The sequence below is a fragment of the Solibacillus sp. FSL R7-0682 genome, from assembly GCF_038005985.1.
Classification (GTDB): domain Bacteria; phylum Bacillota; class Bacilli; order Bacillales_A; family Planococcaceae; genus Solibacillus.
This window is the reverse complement of record NZ_JBBOUI010000001.1, coordinates 3,845,981-3,865,286: the sequence shown is the minus strand read 5'-3', so window position 1 is coordinate 3,865,286 and position 19,306 is coordinate 3,845,981. Positions and strand designations below refer to the sequence as shown.

Here is a 19,306-nt window from a genome sequence, read left to right as displayed (position 1 = left end):
GAATAACTCTGCCGGGGTTTTTCTAATAAAGCTATAAACAAAATAATAGTGTTTTTCAATTAACCGACATTCTTCATAAGATATTGGTTGACAGTGTAAGTTTGGAATGATAATATATTGAAGGTTGATAGTTAACTGTCTGTGCTTAGGAGGATATGCAAATGTCTTACGATCAAGTAAAACAGGCCAGTCAAACAATCATAGGTATAAAGCAAGCAGTGAAAGCAATGCGTGCTGGACAAGTAACAGCTCTTTTTGTCGCAATTGATGCTGACAATTGGGTAACCGATCCGGCCATTCTTCTCGCGAAAGAAATCGGTGTACCAGTTTATCACGTCGATTCAAAGAAAGAACTTGGTAAAGCTTGCGGCATTCATGTTGGAGCTGCGGTTGTTGCGATTACTGCGATGTAGTTTTTGTGTAAAAATACACAAAGACTTTGTTTTTACCCAAAAAATGAACCACCTGGATGTGTGGTATTGAAACAAGGAAAAAATGAAGGGAGGACAAATCGATGCCTACAATTAACCAATTAGTACGTAAGCCTCGTCAATCTAAAATCACGAAATCAAAATCTCCAGCGTTAAACAAAGGTTATAACTCATTTAAAAAATCTTTAACTGACGTTAAATCACCACAAAAACGCGGAGTTTGTACTCGTGTTGGTACAATGACACCACGTAAACCGAACTCGGCTTTACGTAAATATGCGCGTGTACGCTTAACTAACCAACTTGAGGTTACTGCGTACATCCCAGGTGAAGGTCACAACTTACAAGAGCACAGTGTAGTTCTTATCCGTGGCGGACGCGTAAAAGACTTAGCTGGAGTTCGTTACCACATCGTACGTGGTGCGTTAGATACAGCTGGTGTTAACGGTCGTTTACAATCTCGTTCTAAATACGGTACTAAACGTCCTAAAGAAAAAAAATAATTTAAATTTAAATAGACCACTATTTGAAAGGAGGAAAACACATGCCTCGTAAAGGTCCTGTTTCCAAACGTGACGTGTTACCAGATCCACTTTATAATTCAAAACTAGTAACTCGTTTAATCAACAAAATGATGATTGATGGTAAAAGAGGTACTTCTCAAAAGATTTTATACGGAGCTTTCGAATTAGTTCAAGAGCGTTCAGGTCAAAATCCTTTAGAAGTATTTGAAGCTGCGTTAAATAACGTAATGCCAGTATTAGAAGTACGCGCTCGTCGTGTTGGTGGTTCTAACTACCAAGTACCAGTTGAAGTTCGTCCAGAACGTCGTACTACTTTAGGTCTTCGTTACTTAGTTAACTACGCTCGTCTTCGTGGTGAAAAAACTATGGAAGAGCGTTTAGCTAACGAAATCTTAGATGCATCTAACAATACAGGTGCTTCAGTTAAGAAACGTGAAGATATGCACAAAATGGCAGAAGCGAACAAAGCATTCGCTCACTACCGTTGGTAATTTGATCTTTGCTCTAGCTTGCTAGAGCTTAGATTTTTACTCAATTATACAGCTAACCCAATATGGAAGGAGAAATTTCCTATGAAACGCGAATTCTCTCTAGAGAATACACGTAATATTGGGATCATGGCTCACATTGATGCTGGTAAAACAACAACAACTGAGCGTATCCTTTATTACACTGGTAAGATTCACAAAATCGGTGAAACTCACGATGGCGGTTCTCAAATGGACTGGATGGAGCAAGAGCAAGAGCGTGGTATTACAATCACGTCTGCTGCAACAACAGCTCAATGGAATGGTCACCGTATTAACATCATCGATACTCCTGGACACGTAGACTTCACTGTAGAAGTAGAACGTTCATTACGTGTACTAGATGGTGCAGTTACAGTATTAGATGCTCAATCAGGTGTTGAGCCTCAAACTGAAACAGTATGGCGTCAAGCTACTACGTACGGGGTTCCTCGTATCGTATTCATCAATAAAATGGATAAAATGGGTGCAGACTTCCTATATTCTGTAGGAACTTTACACGAGCGCTTACAAGCAAATGCTCACCCAATCCAATTACCAATCGGTGCTGAAGACGAGTTCTCAGCTATCATCGACTTAGTAGAAATGAACGCTACTTTCTACGGTAACGAAGATGGTACTGCAGTAACTGTTGGTGAGATTCCAGAATCTCATAAAGCACAAGCTGAAGAGTACCGTGAGAAATTAATCGACGCTGTTGCAAGTGTTGATGAAGAACTTATGGAGAAATACTTAGAAGGCGAAGAAATTACTAAAGAAGAATTAAAAGCAGCAATCCGTAAAGCTACTATCGCGGTAGAATTCTACCCAGTACTTTGTGGTACAGCATTCAAACACAAAGGTGTTCGTAAAATGCTAGATGCAGCTGTTGATTACTTACCAGCTCCAACTGATGTTCCTGACATTAAAGGTACTGACATTGATGGCGACGGTGAAATCATCCGTAAATCTTCTGATGACGAGCCATTCTCAGCGCTTGCATTCAAAGTAATGACTGACCCATTCGTAGGTAAGTTAACATTCTTCCGTGTATACTCTGGAACATTAGATTCAGGTTCATACGTACAAAACTCTACAAAAGGTAAACGTGAACGTGTAGGTCGTATCCTTCAAATGCACGCGAACAGCCGTGAAGAAATTTCTAAAGTATTCGCTGGTGACATCGCTGCAGCTGTAGGTCTTAAAGATACTACTACTGGTGATACTCTATGTGACGAGAAAAACCTTGTTATCTTAGAATCAATGGAATTCCCAGAGCCAGTAATCTCTTTATCTGTAGAACCAAAATCTAAAGCTGACCAAGATAAAATGGGTCAAGCTTTACAAAAATTACAAGAAGAAGATCCAACTTTCCGTGCTCACACTGACACAGAAACTGGTCAAACAATCATCTCAGGTATGGGTGAGTTACACTTAGACATCCTAGTTGACCGTATGAAACGCGAATTTAAAGTTGAAGCTAACGTTGGTGCTCCAATGGTATCTTACCGTGAGACATTCCGTTCTGAAGCTAAAGTTCAAGGTAAATTCACACGTCAATCAGGTGGTCGCGGTCAATACGGTGACGTAACGATCGAGTTCTCTCCAAACGAAGAAGGTAAAGGCTTCGAATTCGAAAACGCTATCGTTGGTGGTGTTGTACCTCGTGAATACATTCCTGCTGTAGAGCAAGGTTTACGTGATTCTTTAGATCGCGGTGTAGTTGCTGGTTACCCATTAATCGACATTAAAGCGAAATTAGTATTCGGTTCTTACCACGACGTTGACTCGAATGAGATGGCGTTCAAAATTGCTGCATCTATGGCACTTAAAGAAGCTGCTAAAAAATGTAACCCAGTAATTTTAGAACCAATGATGAAAGTTGAAGTTGTAATTCCAGAAGAGTACCTTGGTGATATCATGGGTAACATTACTGCTCGTCGCGGTCGCGTAGAGGGTATGGAAGCTCGCGGTAATTCTCAAGTAGTACGTGCTATGGTTCCACTATCTGAAATGTTCGGATATGCTACAACTTTACGTTCTGCAACACAAGGTCGCGGTGTATTCTCAATGACATTTGATCACTATGAAGAAGTACCAAAATCAATTGCAGAAGACATTATCAAAAAAAATAAAGGTGAATAATTGAAATTTCACCTTGCATCAAGTATAAATAATTTGTAAGCTATGATTGCAGGACTACAGATGGGCCCATTTGTAGTCAGCAATTTTAGTATAAATTTAAAAATAAAACATAACTCTGAGGAGGCATTTTCTAATGGCTAAAGAAAAATTTGACCGTTCTAAAACGCATGCTAACATTGGTACAATCGGACACGTTGACCATGGTAAAACAACTTTAACTGCTGCTATCGCAACAGTATTATCAAAAGCAATGGGTGGAGAAGCTAAATCATACGCTGACATCGACAACGCTCCAGAAGAAAAAGAGCGTGGTATCACAATCAACACTTCTCACGTTGAATATGAAACTGCAACTCGTCACTACGCACACGTAGACTGCCCAGGACACGCTGACTATGTTAAAAACATGATCACTGGTGCTGCACAAATGGACGGCGGTATCTTAGTAGTATCTGCTGCTGATGGTCCAATGCCACAAACTCGTGAGCACATCTTATTATCACGTCAAGTAGGTGTACCTTACTTAGTAGTATTCATGAACAAATGTGATATGGTTGACGATGAAGAATTATTAGAGTTAGTAGAAATGGAAATCCGTGACTTACTATCTGAATATGACTTCCCAGGTGATGATCTTCCAGTAATCAAAGGTTCTGCTCTTAAAGCATTAGAAGGCGAGCCTGAGTGGGAAGAAAAAATCATTGAATTAATGAACGCTGTTGACGAGTACATCCCAACTCCAGAGCGTCAAACTGACAAACCATTCATGATGCCAGTAGAGGACGTATTCTCTATCACTGGTCGTGGTACAGTAGCAACTGGCCGTGTTGAACGTGGTCAAGTTAAAGTTGGTGACGTAGTAGAAATCATCGGTATCGATGAAGAAGCTAAATCAACTACTGTAACTGGTGTTGAAATGTTCCGTAAATTATTAGATTACGCTGAAGCTGGCGATAACATCGGTGCTTTATTACGTGGTGTTGCTCGTGAAGATATCCAACGTGGTCAAGTATTAGCTAAACCAGGTTCAATCACTCCACACACAAACTTCAAAGCTGAAGTTTACGTTTTATCTAAAGAAGAGGGTGGCCGTCATACTCCATTCTTCTCTAACTACCGTCCTCAGTTCTACTTCCGTACAACTGACGTAACAGGTATCTGTAACTTACCAGAAGGCGTAGAAATGGTTATGCCTGGCGACAACATCGAAATGACTGTTGAATTAATCGCTCCAATCGCTTTAGAAGAAGGTACTAAATTCTCTATCCGTGAGGGTGGCCGTACTGTAGGCGCTGGTGTAGTAGCATCTATCCAAAAATAATTTTAGCTTCTAGCTAATTTTTTAAACACCCTGCAGGGACGCTTGCAGGGTGTTTTTTATATGAAACTAAAATAAACGGCACTTTGAATTAATTCAAAGTGCCGTTTATTTTATTTAAATACATCTTTTAAATGAGCAGGAATAATTTTATTTAATATTTGTCCAATAACGATGATTGTAAAAATTAATAATAAAATAGAAAGGGTATACTTAAACGCCACATTCAAATCTAGTGAGACAACCCAGTCGAACATTTGCGCGATTAAGCCTAAACCGACCGCGTAGACGCCTACATACGAAATAATACTAAAAATGACCTCATTTTTAGTAGCTGCTTTAACTATTTCACGTTTACTAATTACTTTAATAACAGCTAAAATCGAAAAGATAACGACTAATAATATAGGTAATTGCAAGATGTTACACCTCATGTAAGTTATTCTTGCTTCATTATAAAAGAAATCGATATTTAGTTCATCTATTAGGACTTGTGATGTAATTATAGTTAAAATGCATAATGATTATTCAAAATATGTATTTTATTTATATAACGCTAGCAACTTATAATAAGAAAGAAGAGGGGATGTAATTTTCTTTTTTAAAGTAGTACTCATTGAAAGGGGATTATTTGATGACAACGTATATTCAAATTGGAAATTTACAAGTAGCGTCAATTTTATATGATTTTATTAATGAGCAAGTGCTTCCTGGTAGTGAAGTGGAGAAAGATTCATTTTGGGGGGGCCTTGATCAATTAATTCATAACTTGGCTCCAAAAAATAAAGCATTATTGGCACGTCGTGATGAGTTACAAAATGCCATTCATCATTGGCATAAAGAACATAAAAATAATTTTGATTTTACTACGTATAAAGCTTTTTTAGAGGAAATTGGCTATTTGGAGCCAAAGGTAGAGGACTTTAAAATAGAGACAGAAAATGTAGATGAAGAAATTGCATTCCAAGCTGGGCCACAATTAGTAGTGCCAGTCAGTAATGCTCGTTATGCCATTAATGCAGCTAATGCCCGTTGGGGTAGTCTTTACGATGCATTATATGGTACAGATGTAATTAGTGATGATGATGGTGCTAGTGCTGGCAAGGGCTATAACCCTGTACGAGGGGAAAAAGTAATCCATTATTCAAAAGTTTTCTTAGATCAGGCAGTTGCATTACTAGGTGCATCACATAAAGAAGTAACTAGTTACTCAGTTATCGAAGGGGATTTACGTGTTAAGCTTGCGAATGGTAATGTGACAAAGCTTGAGGATACGTCTAAGTTTGTTGGTTATCAAGGAGAGGCAGAAAATCCAACTGCTGTACTATTAAAAAATAATGATTTACACATTGAAATTCAAATTGATCGCAATCATCCAATTGGAAAAGACGATGCTGCTGGTGTAAAGGATGTTTATTTAGAATCAGCCATCACAACAATTATGGATTGTGAGGATTCTGTTGCAGCTGTTGATGCAGAGGATAAGGTAGAAGTGTATTCAAATTGGCTAGGTCTTATGAAGGGAGACTTAACTGCAACATTTGAAAAGGGATCAAAGACGATGACGCGTACATTAAACCCAGATCGTGTTTATACAGGGGCTAATGGAGAATCAATTACGCTAAATGGTCGTTCATTAATGTTTATACGTAATGTTGGTCACTTAATGACGAATCCTGCAATTTTAGATAAGGACGGACAAGAAGTTCCTGAAGGCATTATGGATGGTGTTATTACAAGCTTAATCGCAAAGCATGAAATTTTAGGAAATGGACAATATAAAAACTCCCAAAAAGGCTCTGTCTATATCGTAAAGCCAAAAATGCACGGCTCTGAAGAAGTAGCATTTGCTAATACGTTATTCGAGCATGTGGAAGATTTAGTTGGCTTAGAACGATATACATTAAAAATTGGTGTAATGGATGAAGAGCGCCGTACATCATTAAACTTAAAGGCATGTATTCAAGAAGTAAAAAATCGTGTTGTCTTCATTAATACAGGCTTCTTAGATCGTACGGGTGATGAAATTCATACGTCGATGGAAGCTGGTCCAATGATTCGAAAAGGTGAAATGAAAACTTCAACTTGGTTAACCGCTTATGAAAAATCAAATGTTGTCGTTGGCCTAGAAGCAGGGTTACAAGGTCGTGCCCAAATCGGAAAAGGCATGTGGGCAATGCCTGATTTAATGGCTGAGATGATTAAGCAAAAAATTGCGCATCCAAAGGCAGGAGCAAACACGGCGTGGGTACCTTCTCCAACAGCTGCGACGCTACATGCTATGCATTACCATGAAGTAAATGTAAAAGATATTCAAAAAGGTATTACGAACTCAGAAAATTTAATTGATGCAATTTTACAAGTACCGGTCGATCCAGTAGCAAATTGGTCCACTGAAGAGGTTCAACAAGAGCTTGATAATAATGCACAAGGGATTTTAGGATATGTAGTACGCTGGGTAGAGCATGGTGTAGGCTGTTCGAAAGTACCGGATATTAACAATATTGGTTTAATGGAAGACCGTGCGACATTACGTATTTCAAGTCAACATGTTGCGAACTGGTTACACCATGGTATTTGCACAAAAGAGCAAGTTCAAGAAACTCTAGAGCGTATGGCAAAAGTGGTTGATGCACAAAATGCAGACGATCTAACGTACGCCCCAATGGCAGCAAATTATGAGGAGTCTGTAGCATTCCAAGCAGCATGCGATTTAGTATTTAAAGGTTATGAGCAACCAAGTGGTTATACAGAGCCGATTTTACACAAAAAGCGCTTAGAGGCAAAAGCAAAACAAAAGGTAAAGGCGTAGTTTAATGAGAACCTGTCACAAGAAAGCTGATGTGACAGGTTTTTTATCGTTTATGGTACAAAGCTATGGGCTAGTTGAATAAACTCTCGCACAGCGAATGGTAAGTATTTATTTTTTTTCCATGTAATCCCGAGCTCTAAATGGATTGTTTCCTCTTTGAAAGAAATCCGTTTAATGGAATCATAGGGAACTTTTGCGGCAATTTTCTTTGGAAGCAATGCAATTCCGAGCTTCGCCTGGACCATTTCGATAAATAAATCCTTTTGGGTTGTCTCACAAGCGATAGTAGGAAAAAATCCGTTTTTTGAACATTCTTCTATGATCCGGTCATATAAAATAAAGTCTTTTCGGTAAATAATGAACGCTTCCCCTATTAAATCAGCCATTTCAATGGTTTCGTAAGCTGCTAATGGATGATCTTGATGAACGATGAGCTGAAGTGGGTCTACTAAAAAACCAATCGTCTCTAAATTTTCATTCGTTGAGCAAACACTACAAACTAGTCCTATATCAAGTTCTCCTGCCTCAATATCTTGACGAATCCGTTTTGTTCCTGCTTCTGTTAAGGCAATTTCAATATAAGGATGCTGTTCCTTATAATGGCTTATTAATTTGGAAAAAAACTCGGCACCAACAATTGGAGGAATCCCAATTCGAATTTGTCCTTTTTTTAGTTCCATTAAATCTGTTAGCTCCGAGCGTAAATTTTGAAAAGACTCAATTACTTGAAGGGCATTTACTAACACGGCTTGACCTGCATCGGTTAATTCTAATTGTTTAGAAGAACGATAAAATAACGGAACACCTAGTTCTGCTTCAAAATTTTGAATTGATTTACTGATGGAAGGCTGAGATACATGCAACGTTGAGGCCGCCTTCGTAAAGCTTAAATGCTTTGCAACCTCTACAAAATATTCAAGTTGGCGAATATCCATTGGCGCTCGCTCCTTCTATGTATTGTTTTGATTATATCAGAGAATCAAAATACGGACTTCACAATATTTCCCGTATAACGATCTGTAATTTATCTATACTGAATACGACTGCTTAAACAATCCCTTCACAAAATGAGTTTCAATTTATCGTATAATGGAAGTAAAGGAGTGATTCGTTGTGAAGGTGATGCTTATTGAAGATGATCAATCGATATACAAATTAATAACAGAGCGCTTTGGGCAATGGATGATTGAAGTCATTGGTCCAAATGATTTTCGAACAGTGATGGAAACATTTACAAGCGAGCAACCACAGCTTGTACTCATCGATATTCAATTACCTGTTTATGACGGGTTCCATTGGTGCCGAGAAATACGAATGGTCTCGAATGTACCGATTTTGTTTTTATCCTCCCGTGATCACCCAATGGATATGGTGATGGCGATGCAAATGGGGGCGGATGACTTTGTACAAAAGCCGTTTCATATGGAAGTACTTGTCGCAAAAGTACAGGCATTGTTACGAAGAGCATATGATTATAAGGAAAGTGAAGTAAATATTGAAGCGTGGTGTGGCGCACAAATCCACTATGATCGAGCAGTTGTAAATTATGAAGGAAGCCAAATTGAATTAACTAAAAATGAACTGTTTATTTTAAAAGTTTTAGTAAAATCCAAAGGACAAATTGTTTCGCGGGATGAGTTAATGCGCAAACTTTGGGATGATGAGCGCTTTGTAAATGATAATACGCTGACGGTGAATGTAAATCGATTGCGTCAGCGCTTAGAGGAGATTGGACTAGCAGATGTAATTGTAACGAAAAAAGGTCTTGGTTATATGGCGGTGAGTCAATGATTCGTATTTTTTTTCGTCAATATGCCTCGTGGATCGTTTTTTTGTTCTTGTTGCAACTCCTAATTAACGCATTATTATTTATTGATAATGGTATTCCGAATGTCTCATTTTTTTATTTCAACGTGATTTGGTTAATGCTAGAGATTTCCTTTTTACTTTTTCGGTACATACGTGATTGTCAGGTGATGAAGCGTTACCCACGCAGTGAGTATAATTATAACTATTTAACGATAATACATGCGTATTTTGAAGAACAGCTGCAGCAAATACAAATGGAGTTACAAGAAAAAAACGCCATCGTTTTGGAACAGCAAGATGAGTTACTTGCATGGGTACATGAAATGAAATCCCCTTTAACAGCGATGCAGCTCCTTATTGATCAAGTAGAAGCGACACAATTAAAGGACAATCTAGAGAATGAATGGCTAAGGCTATTCTTATTATTAGACCAGCAGTTACATGCAACTCGCCTTATGACGATTGAACAGGACAACCGTTTAGAAAAGGTAAATGTAAAGTCAGTTGTAGTAGAAGAAATTAAAGCGCTACGTAGTTGGTGCTTTGAGAAGAAAATAAGTGTTGAGTTAGGTGATCTAGATGTAGAAGTCATAACGGATAAAAAGTGGCTAGGCTTTATCGTGCGGCAAATTTTATCGAATGCAGTGAAGTATAGTCATGTTGGCGGACAAATTCAGCTGTTTACAAAGATGCATGAGGGAAATACGATCCTTTCTATTCAAGATGGAGGAATTGGAATCGAACCGGAAGATTTACCTCGTGTGTTTCGTAAATCCTATACAGGGACAGTCGGACGAGAGACGAGTGCAGCTACTGGAATGGGGCTTTATTTAGCAAAGCAAGCAGCAGAATCTTTGAACATTCGATTGAAAATAGATTCTACTGTCAACAAAGGGACGACGGTTTCACTTGTCTTCTCGCAGCTAAATGATTATGTAAGGACGCTTGGAATGTGACGAACTTGTCACTTACCAAGCGTTTTTGTCATATGAAACGAACGATTAGCTTTTCTATAGGAGGTAAAATATAGACAAGGGAGGATGAAGAAAATGAGTATATTAATCGCAAGAAAAGTGCGAAAAACATATGGTAAGCGCTCTTTAGCACAAGAAGTGTTAAAAGGTATTGACTTAGAGGTAGAAAAAGGTGAGTTTGTTGGGATTATGGGACCTTCAGGCTCAGGGAAAACAACATTATTAAATGTACTATGTTCAATTGACCATGTAACAGACGGTTTAGTACAAATTAACGGTCAAAAGCTACAAGGTATGAAAGAAAGTGCCTTGGCAAAGTTTCGCCGTGAAGAACTAGGCTTCGTGTTCCAAGACTATAACTTATTAGATACATTAACGGTAAAAGAAAATATTTTATTACCATTATCATTAAGTTCTATTCCAAAGGCAGCAGCAGAAAAACGTTTGCAAGAGCTTGTAACCATTTTAGGAATTGGGGACATTTTATCGAAATACCCTAATGAAATTTCGGGTGGACAAAAGCAACGTACTTCTGCAGCAAGGGCGTTAATTTCGAATCCATCATTAGTTTTTGCGGATGAGCCAACGGGAGCACTTGATTCAAAATCTGCGTCAGCATTACTTGATAACTTAGCACAAATTAATGAAGTAAAAGAAACAACAATTATGATGGTAACCCACGATGCGGTCGCTGCAAGCTTCTGTTCTCGTGTATTATTTTTAAAGGATGGACAAATTTATACGGAGCTTTATAAAGGCAATAAGTCTCGAACGGACTTCTTCCAGCAAATATTAAATACGCAAAGTGTTTTAGGCGGTGAGCAGCGTGAAGCTTAGTCAGCTTGTTTTTAAAAGTATGCTAAAAAACATGAAGCACTATTATTTATACTTTTTTGCACTGATATTTAGCGTAACGTTATTTTTCTCATTTGTCACACTACAATATAATGAATCAATCATTGAGGCAACAAAAGCAAGCGGTACAGCCTCCGCGGGCTTCGAAGCAGCTTCTTATATGTTGTATTTTATTGTGCTGTTCTTCGTCTTGTATGCGAACCATTTATTTATTAAAAGACGTAGCAAAGAAATCGGACTGTATCAACTGATTGGGATGACGAAGGGGCTTGTCTTTCGTCTAATTGCGTTTGAGAATATTGTATTATTCGTAGGGGCAGTTAGTATTGGTATGGTGATGGGGTTATTAAGCTCTCGTTTGTTTGCGATGATTTTACTAAAAATATTGCAATTTGAAGCTATTGTCACAATGACCTTTAGTAAAGTGGCCCTTGTAAATACATTACTAGTGTTTGGCATTCTATTAGTCATTATTTTAGTGCAAATGGCATTTATGGTGCGCAAATCGTCATTATTATCACTATTTAATGCATCGAAACAAGCGGATGAGCGTGTAAAGCGTTTCAGTGCATTTCCAATGATTATGGGAGCAATTGGCTTAGCCTTAATCATCTATGGTTATTATAAGAGCTCTGTCCTGTTTTCAGGCGAAACAACGAATTTATTTTTAAGTATGGTCATTATTTTGGTGACGACGATTGGTGGTACGTTTTTTGTATTCCGCTACTCGGTAGCTTTCGTGATGAATTTATACCGTTTAAGTAAAAAAGGACATTTAAGTCTAGGGGATGTACTTGCATTAACACCAATTATGCATCGAATGAAAAGCAACTCAAAATCATTAACATTAATTACTGTACTTACAGCCGTGTCACTCGCAATCACAACGTTATCGTATATTAGCTATTATTCTGCATCGGACTCAGCTGAAAGTCAGGTGCCAGCGGATTTTATAGTAGTAGATGGGCGTGAAGAGGTCTTTGTAACTGCATTAAAACAGCAAGGTATTGCCTATACAGAAAAGCGTTTTGACTTAACGAGCGCACAAATTGATCTAACTGAACTTTTTAGTGACGATGCGTTAAAAATGATGCAAGGCAATACAATTAGCGATGTCATTGCAATTCCCTTATCACAATATCAGCAAATTGATCCTGATTTACAGCTAACAGCAGGGGAAGCAGTTATTACTTCATACAATGGGTTTATGTCCAATCTATTGCCAATACAAGCGCCATTTGACATGACACTAATGCATGAGGATAATCAAATCCCAGTGCATATTAAACACGTAGATGAGACATCAGTATTATTATGGCGTATTACATCTGGTGGTGTTGTAGTGGTGGTAGAGGACGTATTATTTAAGGATTTACAACGTTTAAATGATATAACGCCAATCGGCTATTCGACGAAATCACAAACATCGATTGATTTAGTGGACGCATCTGAAGAAGCGTATGCGCATGCGGAACAACTTTATAAGGAAACGGGTGCAAACATATTTTTTGAATCTGAAATGGACGACACTGTGAATTTAATAAGCTCACAACAATCAACAATAACGTATAATTTAAACTCATTTGGTGTGACGATTTTTACAACTGCCTTTTTAGGAATTGCTTTTTTACTTGCAACAGGTAGCATTTTGTACTTTAAGCAAATGTCTGAAGCGGATGAAGAGGTAGAATCGTATAAAACTTTACGGAAAATTGGCTTTACACAAAAGGAACTACTGCGTGGCATTATTTTAAAACAATTATTTAACTACGGTGTGCCGTTACTCATTGGTCTATTGCATAGTTACTTTGCTGTCAAATCCGGTTGGTTTTTATTCGGTACAGAATTAACGACACCACTCATTGTAACAATGGGGCTATATATAAGTATGTATATTGTATTTGCAATGTTAACAATCAATTATTACAAAAAAATTATTAAACAAGTAATATAGTTCTTCAAAACCGTCAATTTTTACTCAATTGACGGTTTTCTTTTAGTAGAATCCGTTGACGCGTTGGCATTTTTCTTGTAACTTTAACACATTAGTAATTTAGCATACGAAAGCGAAGTGGGAGAAATGAATGCAGTTTTAATAGCGGTTGGCGTAATGCTTGTTTTAAGTTTATTGCGTATTAACGTCGTATTATCACTAACAGTAGGAGCCATTATTGGTGGACTTGCTGGCGGTTTAAATATAATGGATACAATTGATGCGTTTGTCGGTGGTTTAGGTGGTGGTGCAACAATTGCCTTAAGTTATGGATTATTAGGTGGATTTGCTTTAGCGATCTCCCGTACAGGCGTACCTGAAGTCTTAGTCAAGGCAATCTTAAGTTTGGTACAGCATGAAGGGGATTCGCAAAAGAAAGGTGCAGCAAAAGCGTTAATCTTCCTAGTGTTACTTTCACTTGCAATCATGTCGCAAAACTTAATTCCGGTTCACATCGCGTTTATTCCGTTAATTGTACCACCCATGTTAAAGTTGATGAATATGCTAGAAATCGATCGTCGATTAATTGCAAGTATATTAACATTCGGATTAGTTATGCCATACATGTTTATGCCATATGGATTTGGTTTGATTTATCAAGACATTATCGTCACGCAAATGGGGCTAGCTGGCCTTGACGTAGCGTTAAGTGAAGTACCTAAGGCAATGGCTATTGTAGCGTTAGGAATGGCTGTAGGGCTTGTAGGAGCGTTTATTACGTATCGTAAACCACGTCAATATAAAACAGTCGAAGTGGAAGTTACGAATGCTCCTGTGCAGGAAGTAAAGACGCGCAATTTAGTCTTTGCTGCCATTGCGCTTATTGCATCCCTAGCAGTACAAATTCCAACGGAGTCAATGATTATTGGTTCGTTAGTTGGTATAACGATTTTATATATTACGGGTGCACTAAAACTAAAAGAAGCAGATGAAGTACTTTCAGATGGAATGCGTATGATGGCCTTTGTTGGTTTTGTTATGATTTCAGCAAACGGATTTTCTGCAGTAATTAACGCAACAGGGGATGTTGAGCCGCTTGTTGCAAATGCAATGAAAATATTTGATGGCAATGTAAGTGTTGCTGTATTCATAATGTTAGTTGTAGGATTAATTGTAACAATGGGTATTGGTTCTTCCTTTGCAACAATCCCAATTATCGCCGCCATTTTTGTACCCCTTGCAGTAGAGCTTGGATTAAGTGAATTAGCAATAATCTGTTTAATTGGTACAGCAGGGGTATTAGGGGACGCAGGCTCACCAGCTTCAGACTCAACACTAGGACCTACTGCCGGATTAAATGTGGATGGACAGCACAACCATATTTGGGATACATGCGTACCAACTTTTATCTTCTATAACATTCCACAAATTATTTTTGGCTGGCTTGCAGTCGTTTTCTTCCTATAATATACATGCCATTCTCGAGTAACTGAGAGTGGCTTTTTTATCGAGGCATTCTCGTAGCGTGCATTTTATCTGAATATTTTATTTAAATGAGTTTACTCTCTTTTAGGTTGCTTTCGAGGCAATACTCTTATATACTAATAAACGGCTCAAAAAGAGCGAACGTAGTAAAAATAAGAATAATACATTATAAAAAAAGAATTTTGCTAAAACACTTGCGAACTTCTTTTTTATTGTATATAATGTTGAATGTTGGTCTTTGACTGCGATGAAGCGAGAGGTTGCCGACACACCCGGCCGCTTTGCCATGGCGGTGTGTAGGAGAAATTTTCGTGGAGAATGTCTAGAAAATAGGCGAGAAGGAGGGAAAGTAATGGCAAAACAAAAAATTCGTATTCGTTTAAAAGCGTATGATCACCGTATCCTTGATCAATCTGCTGAGAAAATTGTTGAAACTGCGAAACGTTCAGGTGCTGGTGTATCGGGTCCGATCCCACTACCTACTGAAAGATCTGTGTACACAATCTTACGTGCGGTTCATAAGTACAAAGATTCTCGTGAGCAATTTGAAATGCGCACGCATAAACGTCTTATCGACATCGTTAACCCGACACCACAAACTGTTGATGCGTTAATGAAGCTTGATTTACCATCTGGCGTTGATATCGAAATCAAACTTTAATGGTAAAAACAAATATAAAACTTTTTCTAAATTTACAGGAGGTGTGACAAATGACTAAAGGAATCTTAGGTAGAAAAATTGGTATGACTCAAGTTTTCGCTGAAAACGGAGATCTTATCCCAGTAACAGTAATCGAAGCTACTCCAAACGTAGTTTTACAAAAGAAAACTGTTGAAACTGATGGCTACGAAGCAATCCAAGTTGGTTTTGAAGACAAGCGCGTTAAGCTTTCTAACAAACCAGAACAAGGACACGTAGCAAAAGCTAACACGGCTCCTAAGCGCTTCATCCGTGAGTTCCGTAACTTAGATGTTACTTCTTACGAAGTTGGTCAAGAAGTCAAAGTAGAAATTTTCGCAGAAGGCGATGTAATTGATGTAACTGGTGTTACAAAAGGTAAAGGTTTCCAAGGTGTAATTAAACGCCATGGTCAATCTCGTGGTCCTATGGCCCACGGTTCTCGTTACCACCGTCGTCCTGGTTCAATGGGTCCAGTTGCTCCGAACCGCGTATTCAAACAAAAGAATTTACCTGGTCAAATGGGTGGAAACGTTGTAACAATCCAAAACCTTGAAATCGTTAAGGTTGATGTTGAACGTAACCTACTATTAGTAAAAGGTAATGTTCCTGGTTCTAAAAAAGCATTAGTAACAGTTAAAACTGCTATTAAATCAAAATAATTCTCTTAAAGAAAGGAGGAAACAGGAATGACAAAAGTAACTTTACTTAGTCAAACAGGTGCTTCAGTAGGCGAAATCGAATTAAACGATGCGATCTTCGGAATCGAGCCAAACGAAGCTGTATTATTCGACGCAGTTGTTGCTCAACGCGCATCTTTACGTCAAGGTAATCACAAAGTTAAAAACCGTTCAGAAGTTGCCGGTGGTGGTCGTAAACCATGGCGTCAAAAAGGAACTGGTCGTGCTCGTCAAGGTTCGATCCGCTCTCCACAATGGCGTGGTGGTGGTGTTGTATTCGGTCCTACTCAACGTAGCTACGCTTACAAACTACCAAAGAAAGTTCGCCGCTTAGCTCTTAAATCAGCTTTATCAGCTAAAGTGTTAGAACAAAACTTCTTAGTTTTAGATGCATTAACTTTAGATGCACCAAAAACTAAAGATTTCAAAGCAGTTCTTGCTGCATTAGAAATCAACAAAAAAGCTTTATTCGTAACTGCTGAAGTTAACGAAAACGTAGCTTTATCTGCTCGTAACATTCCTGGTGTTACAGTATTAACAGCTGAAGGAATCAACGTATTAGATCTATTAGGTCATGATAAAGTTGTATTCACACAAGATGCTGTGAAAAAAGTTGAGGAGGTGCTTGGATAATGGAAGCTCGTGATATTTTAAAACGTCCAGTCATTACTGAGCGTTCTTCAGAAATTATGGCAGAGAAAAAGTATACTTTTGAAGTAGACACTCGCGCTAACAAAACTCAAGTTAAAGACGCAGTAGAAGAAATCTTCGGCGTTAAAGTTGAGAAAGTAAACATCATGAACTACAAAGGTAAGTTCAAGCGTGTTGGTAAATTTGGTGGTTACACTAACAAACGCCGTAAAGCGATCGTTAAATTAACTGCTGATTCAAAAGAAATCGAATTATTCGAAATCTAATTTTTAATATAGTTCAACCTTAAAGAAGGAGGGAAAACAAATGGCGATTAAAAAGTATAAGCCAACCTCAAATGGTCGTCGTAACATGACATCATCTGACTTTGCTGAAATCACAACTAATAAACCTGAAAAGTCTTTATTAGAACCAACTAAACGCAAAGCTGGTCGTAACAACCAGGGTAAAATTACTGTTCGTCATCACGGTGGCGGTCACAAGAAACAATACCGTGTTATCGACTTTAAACGTCTTAAAGATGGCATTCCAGGACGCGTTGCTACAATCGAGTACGATCCAAACCGTTCTGCGAACATCGCATTAATTAACTATGCTGACGGTGAAAAACGTTATATCCTAGCTCCGAAAGGTCTTGAAGTAGGTCAAACGATCGTTTCAGGTCCAGAAGCGGACATCAAGGTAGGTAACGCTTTACCATTAGCAAACATTCCAATGGGTACTACAATCCATAACATCGAAATGAAACCTGGTAAAGGTGGACAATTAGTACGTTCAGCTGGTACTTCTGCGCAAGTATTAGGTCGTGAAGGTAAGTACGTAATCGTTCGTTTACAATCTGGTGAAGTTCGCTTAATCTTAGCTACTTGCCGTGCTACAATCGGTCAAGTTGGTAACGAACAACACGAACTTATCAACATCGGTAAAGCAGGTCGTTCTCGTTGGTTAGGTAAACGCCCAACTGTACGTGGTTCTGTAATGAACCCTAACGATCACCCACACGGTGGTGGTGAAGGACGTTCTCCAATCGGACGTAAATCTCCAATGACACCATGGGGCAAACCAGCTCTTGGTTACAAAACTCGTAACAAGAAAAATAAATCATCTAAATTTATTATTCGCGGACGTAAAAAATAATGTGGTAAAACTACGGTTCATATCGAGAGCCGTGGTCGTATCACGGAGGGAGGTTCCTAAATGGGTCGCAGCTTAAAGAAAGGACCTTTTGTTGATGACCACCTAATGAAAAAGGTGGAAGCACAAGAGGCTTCTGAGAAAAAACAGGTTATTAAAACTTGGTCTCGCCGTTCTACTATCTTCCCGAACTTCATCGGTTTAACAATCGCTGTATATGATGGACGTAAACACGTTCCTGTATACGTGACAGAAGATATGGTAGGTCACAAATTAGGTGAGTTCGCACCAACTCGTACTTACAAAGGTCACGGTGCAGATGATAAGAAAACACGACGCTAATTTTGAGAGGAGGTAAATCCTAATGACACAAGCTAAAGCTATCGCTCGTACAGTTCGTATCGCTCCTCGTAAAGTACGTCTAGTAGTAGACTTAATCCGAGGCAAGCAAATCGGTGAAGCAGTTGCAATTTTACGTCATACTCCAAAAGCGGCGTCTCCAGTCGTTGAGAAAGTATTAAAATCTGCAGTTGCTAATGCTGAACACAACTATGAGTTAGATGTAAATAATTTAGTTGTATCTGAAATCTTTGTTGATGAAGGTCCAACATTAAAACGTTTCCGTCCACGTGCACAAGGTCGTGCATCGGCAATTAATAAACGTACAAGCCACATTACAATCGTGGTATCTGAGAAGAAGGAGGTTTAATCCGTGGGTCAAAAAGTACATCCAATAGGACTACGTGTTGGTGTTATTCGTGACTGGGAGTCAAAGTGGTTCGCTGAGAAAGACTACGCTAACTTATTACACGAAGACATCAAAGTACGTAAATATATCGAAACTCAACTTAAAGATGCATCTGTATCTAAAGTAGAAATCGAACGCGCTGCAAACCGCGTGAACATTACAATTCACACTGCGAAACCAGGTATGGTAATCGGTAAAGGTGGTACGGAAGTAGAAAACTTACGTAAATACTTAACTGATGTAACTGGTAAACGCGTTCACATCAACATTATTGAAATCAAACGTGCAGATCTTGATGCTAAATTAGTAGCTGAAAACATCGCTCGTCAACTTGAGAACCGCGTATCATTCCGCCGTGCTCAAAAACAATCTATCCAACGCACAATGCGCGCTGGTGCAAAAGGTATTAAAACACAAGTATCTGGTCGTTTAGGTGGCGCTGATATCGCGCGTGCTGAACACTATAGTGAAGGAACTGTTCCGCTTCATACATTACGTGCTGACATTGATTATGCACATGCTGAAGCAGACACAACTTACGGTAAATTAGGCGTTAAAGTTTGGATCTACCGTGGTGAAGTCCTTCCTACTAAAAAGAACTCTGTGGAAGGAGGCAAATAAT

The 19,306-nt window shown here is 38.6% G+C and carries 21 protein-coding genes; 19 read left to right on the top strand and 2 right to left on the bottom strand.

From position 1 onward, the window contains the following. The first annotated feature begins 161 nt into the window (after positions 1 to 161). The 5 genes from MKZ17_RS19480 (at position 162) to tuf (ending at position 4,927) form a co-directional block, all read left to right on the top strand. Complete coding sequence (locus MKZ17_RS19480; RefSeq protein ID WP_340725347.1) at positions 162 to 413, top strand: ribosomal L7Ae/L30e/S12e/Gadd45 family protein; 252 nt, start codon at positions 162 to 164, stop codon at positions 411 to 413. Between the two features lie 101 nt (positions 414 to 514). After that, positions 515 to 934 carry a 30S ribosomal protein S12 gene (gene rpsL, locus MKZ17_RS19475; RefSeq protein ID WP_340725346.1) on the top strand — a complete coding sequence of 140 codons (420 nt, stop codon included), beginning with the start codon at positions 515 to 517 and terminating at the stop codon, positions 932 to 934. Between the two features lie 41 nt (positions 935 to 975). Beyond that, the gene (gene rpsG, locus MKZ17_RS19470; protein WP_340725345.1) at positions 976 to 1,446 is read left to right on the top strand and encodes a 30S ribosomal protein S7; all 471 of its coding nucleotides are present in this window, start codon (positions 976 to 978) and stop codon (positions 1,444 to 1,446) included. An 81-nt stretch (positions 1,447 to 1,527) separates the two neighbouring features. Further along, on the top strand, positions 1,528 to 3,606 hold the full coding sequence (gene fusA, locus MKZ17_RS19465; RefSeq protein ID WP_340725344.1) for an elongation factor G: 2,079 nt from the start codon (positions 1,528 to 1,530) through the stop codon (positions 3,604 to 3,606). A gap of 133 nt (positions 3,607 to 3,739) precedes the next feature. Then, entirely contained in the window at positions 3,740 to 4,927 is a 1,188-nt protein-coding gene (tuf, locus tag MKZ17_RS19460; RefSeq protein ID WP_340725343.1) for an elongation factor Tu, read from the top strand. Positions 4,928 to 5,037: 110 nt separating this feature from the next. Here tuf and MKZ17_RS19455 read toward each other — a convergent pair whose 3' ends face one another. After that, positions 5,038 to 5,343, bottom strand: coding sequence for a hypothetical protein (locus tag MKZ17_RS19455; RefSeq protein WP_340725342.1), 306 nt, complete (start codon positions 5,341 to 5,343; stop codon positions 5,038 to 5,040). Positions 5,344 to 5,558: 215 nt separating this feature from the next. Here MKZ17_RS19455 and MKZ17_RS19450 point away from each other — a divergent pair, with 215 nt between their 5' ends. Continuing rightward, positions 5,559 to 7,736: a malate synthase G gene (locus MKZ17_RS19450; RefSeq protein ID WP_340725341.1), complete on the top strand. Its 2,178-nt coding sequence runs from the start codon at positions 5,559 to 5,561 to the stop codon at positions 7,734 to 7,736. Between the two features lie 50 nt (positions 7,737 to 7,786). On the opposite strand, the gene MKZ17_RS19445 is transcribed toward MKZ17_RS19450, so the two are convergent. Beyond that, positions 7,787 to 8,671, bottom strand: coding sequence for a LysR family transcriptional regulator (locus MKZ17_RS19445; RefSeq protein ID WP_340725340.1), 885 nt, complete (start codon positions 8,669 to 8,671; stop codon positions 7,787 to 7,789). A gap of 178 nt (positions 8,672 to 8,849) precedes the next feature. Here MKZ17_RS19445 and MKZ17_RS19440 point away from each other — a divergent pair, with 178 nt between their 5' ends. The 13 genes from MKZ17_RS19440 to rpsC all read left to right on the top strand — a co-directional run bounded on the left by MKZ17_RS19440 (position 8,850) and on the right by rpsC (position 19,305). Continuing rightward, positions 8,850 to 9,527: a response regulator transcription factor gene (locus MKZ17_RS19440; RefSeq protein WP_340725339.1), complete on the top strand. Its 678-nt coding sequence runs from the start codon at positions 8,850 to 8,852 to the stop codon at positions 9,525 to 9,527. Then, positions 9,524 to 10,501 carry a sensor histidine kinase gene (locus MKZ17_RS19435; RefSeq protein ID WP_340725338.1) on the top strand — a complete coding sequence of 326 codons (978 nt, stop codon included), beginning with the start codon at positions 9,524 to 9,526 and terminating at the stop codon, positions 10,499 to 10,501. The genes MKZ17_RS19440 and MKZ17_RS19435 overlap by 4 nt, the downstream gene beginning before the upstream one ends. Positions 10,502 to 10,594: 93 nt before the next feature. Continuing rightward, positions 10,595 to 11,356: an ABC transporter ATP-binding protein gene (locus MKZ17_RS19430; protein ID WP_340725337.1), complete on the top strand. Its 762-nt coding sequence runs from the start codon at positions 10,595 to 10,597 to the stop codon at positions 11,354 to 11,356. After that, on the top strand, positions 11,346 to 13,328 hold the full coding sequence (locus MKZ17_RS19425) for an ABC transporter permease (RefSeq protein WP_340725336.1): 1,983 nt from the start codon (positions 11,346 to 11,348) through the stop codon (positions 13,326 to 13,328). Before MKZ17_RS19430 ends, MKZ17_RS19425 begins: the two co-directional genes overlap by 11 nt. Before the next feature lie 126 nt (positions 13,329 to 13,454). After that, positions 13,455 to 14,774, top strand: coding sequence for a Na+/H+ antiporter family protein (locus MKZ17_RS19420; protein WP_340725335.1), 1,320 nt, complete (start codon positions 13,455 to 13,457; stop codon positions 14,772 to 14,774). Positions 14,775 to 15,144: 370 nt separating this feature from the next. After that, complete coding sequence (rpsJ, locus tag MKZ17_RS19415) at positions 15,145 to 15,453, top strand: 30S ribosomal protein S10 (protein ID WP_008406970.1); 309 nt, start codon at positions 15,145 to 15,147, stop codon at positions 15,451 to 15,453. 50 nt (positions 15,454 to 15,503) lie between these two features. Further along, positions 15,504 to 16,133, top strand: a complete 630-nt coding sequence (rplC, locus tag MKZ17_RS19410; RefSeq protein WP_340725334.1) for a 50S ribosomal protein L3 — start codon at positions 15,504 to 15,506, stop codon at positions 16,131 to 16,133. A 27-nt stretch (positions 16,134 to 16,160) separates the two neighbouring features. Further along, positions 16,161 to 16,784: a 50S ribosomal protein L4 gene (rplD, locus tag MKZ17_RS19405; RefSeq protein ID WP_340725333.1), complete on the top strand. Its 624-nt coding sequence runs from the start codon at positions 16,161 to 16,163 to the stop codon at positions 16,782 to 16,784. After that, the gene (rplW, locus tag MKZ17_RS19400) at positions 16,784 to 17,068 is read left to right on the top strand and encodes a 50S ribosomal protein L23 (protein ID WP_340725332.1); all 285 of its coding nucleotides are present in this window, start codon (positions 16,784 to 16,786) and stop codon (positions 17,066 to 17,068) included. Before rplD ends, rplW begins: the two co-directional genes overlap by 1 nt. A gap of 40 nt (positions 17,069 to 17,108) precedes the next feature. Further along, entirely contained in the window at positions 17,109 to 17,939 is an 831-nt protein-coding gene (gene rplB, locus MKZ17_RS19395) for a 50S ribosomal protein L2 (RefSeq protein WP_274308572.1), read from the top strand. A 60-nt stretch (positions 17,940 to 17,999) separates the two neighbouring features. Continuing rightward, on the top strand, positions 18,000 to 18,278 hold the full coding sequence (rpsS, locus tag MKZ17_RS19390; RefSeq protein WP_004233637.1) for a 30S ribosomal protein S19: 279 nt from the start codon (positions 18,000 to 18,002) through the stop codon (positions 18,276 to 18,278). A 22-nt stretch (positions 18,279 to 18,300) separates the two neighbouring features. Further along, the gene (gene rplV / locus MKZ17_RS19385) at positions 18,301 to 18,645 is read left to right on the top strand and encodes a 50S ribosomal protein L22 (RefSeq protein WP_008406963.1); all 345 of its coding nucleotides are present in this window, start codon (positions 18,301 to 18,303) and stop codon (positions 18,643 to 18,645) included. Between the two features lie 3 nt (positions 18,646 to 18,648). After that, positions 18,649 to 19,305 carry a 30S ribosomal protein S3 gene (rpsC, locus tag MKZ17_RS19380; RefSeq protein ID WP_340725331.1) on the top strand — a complete coding sequence of 219 codons (657 nt, stop codon included), beginning with the start codon at positions 18,649 to 18,651 and terminating at the stop codon, positions 19,303 to 19,305. The last annotated feature ends 1 nt before the right edge of the window (position 19,306 follow it).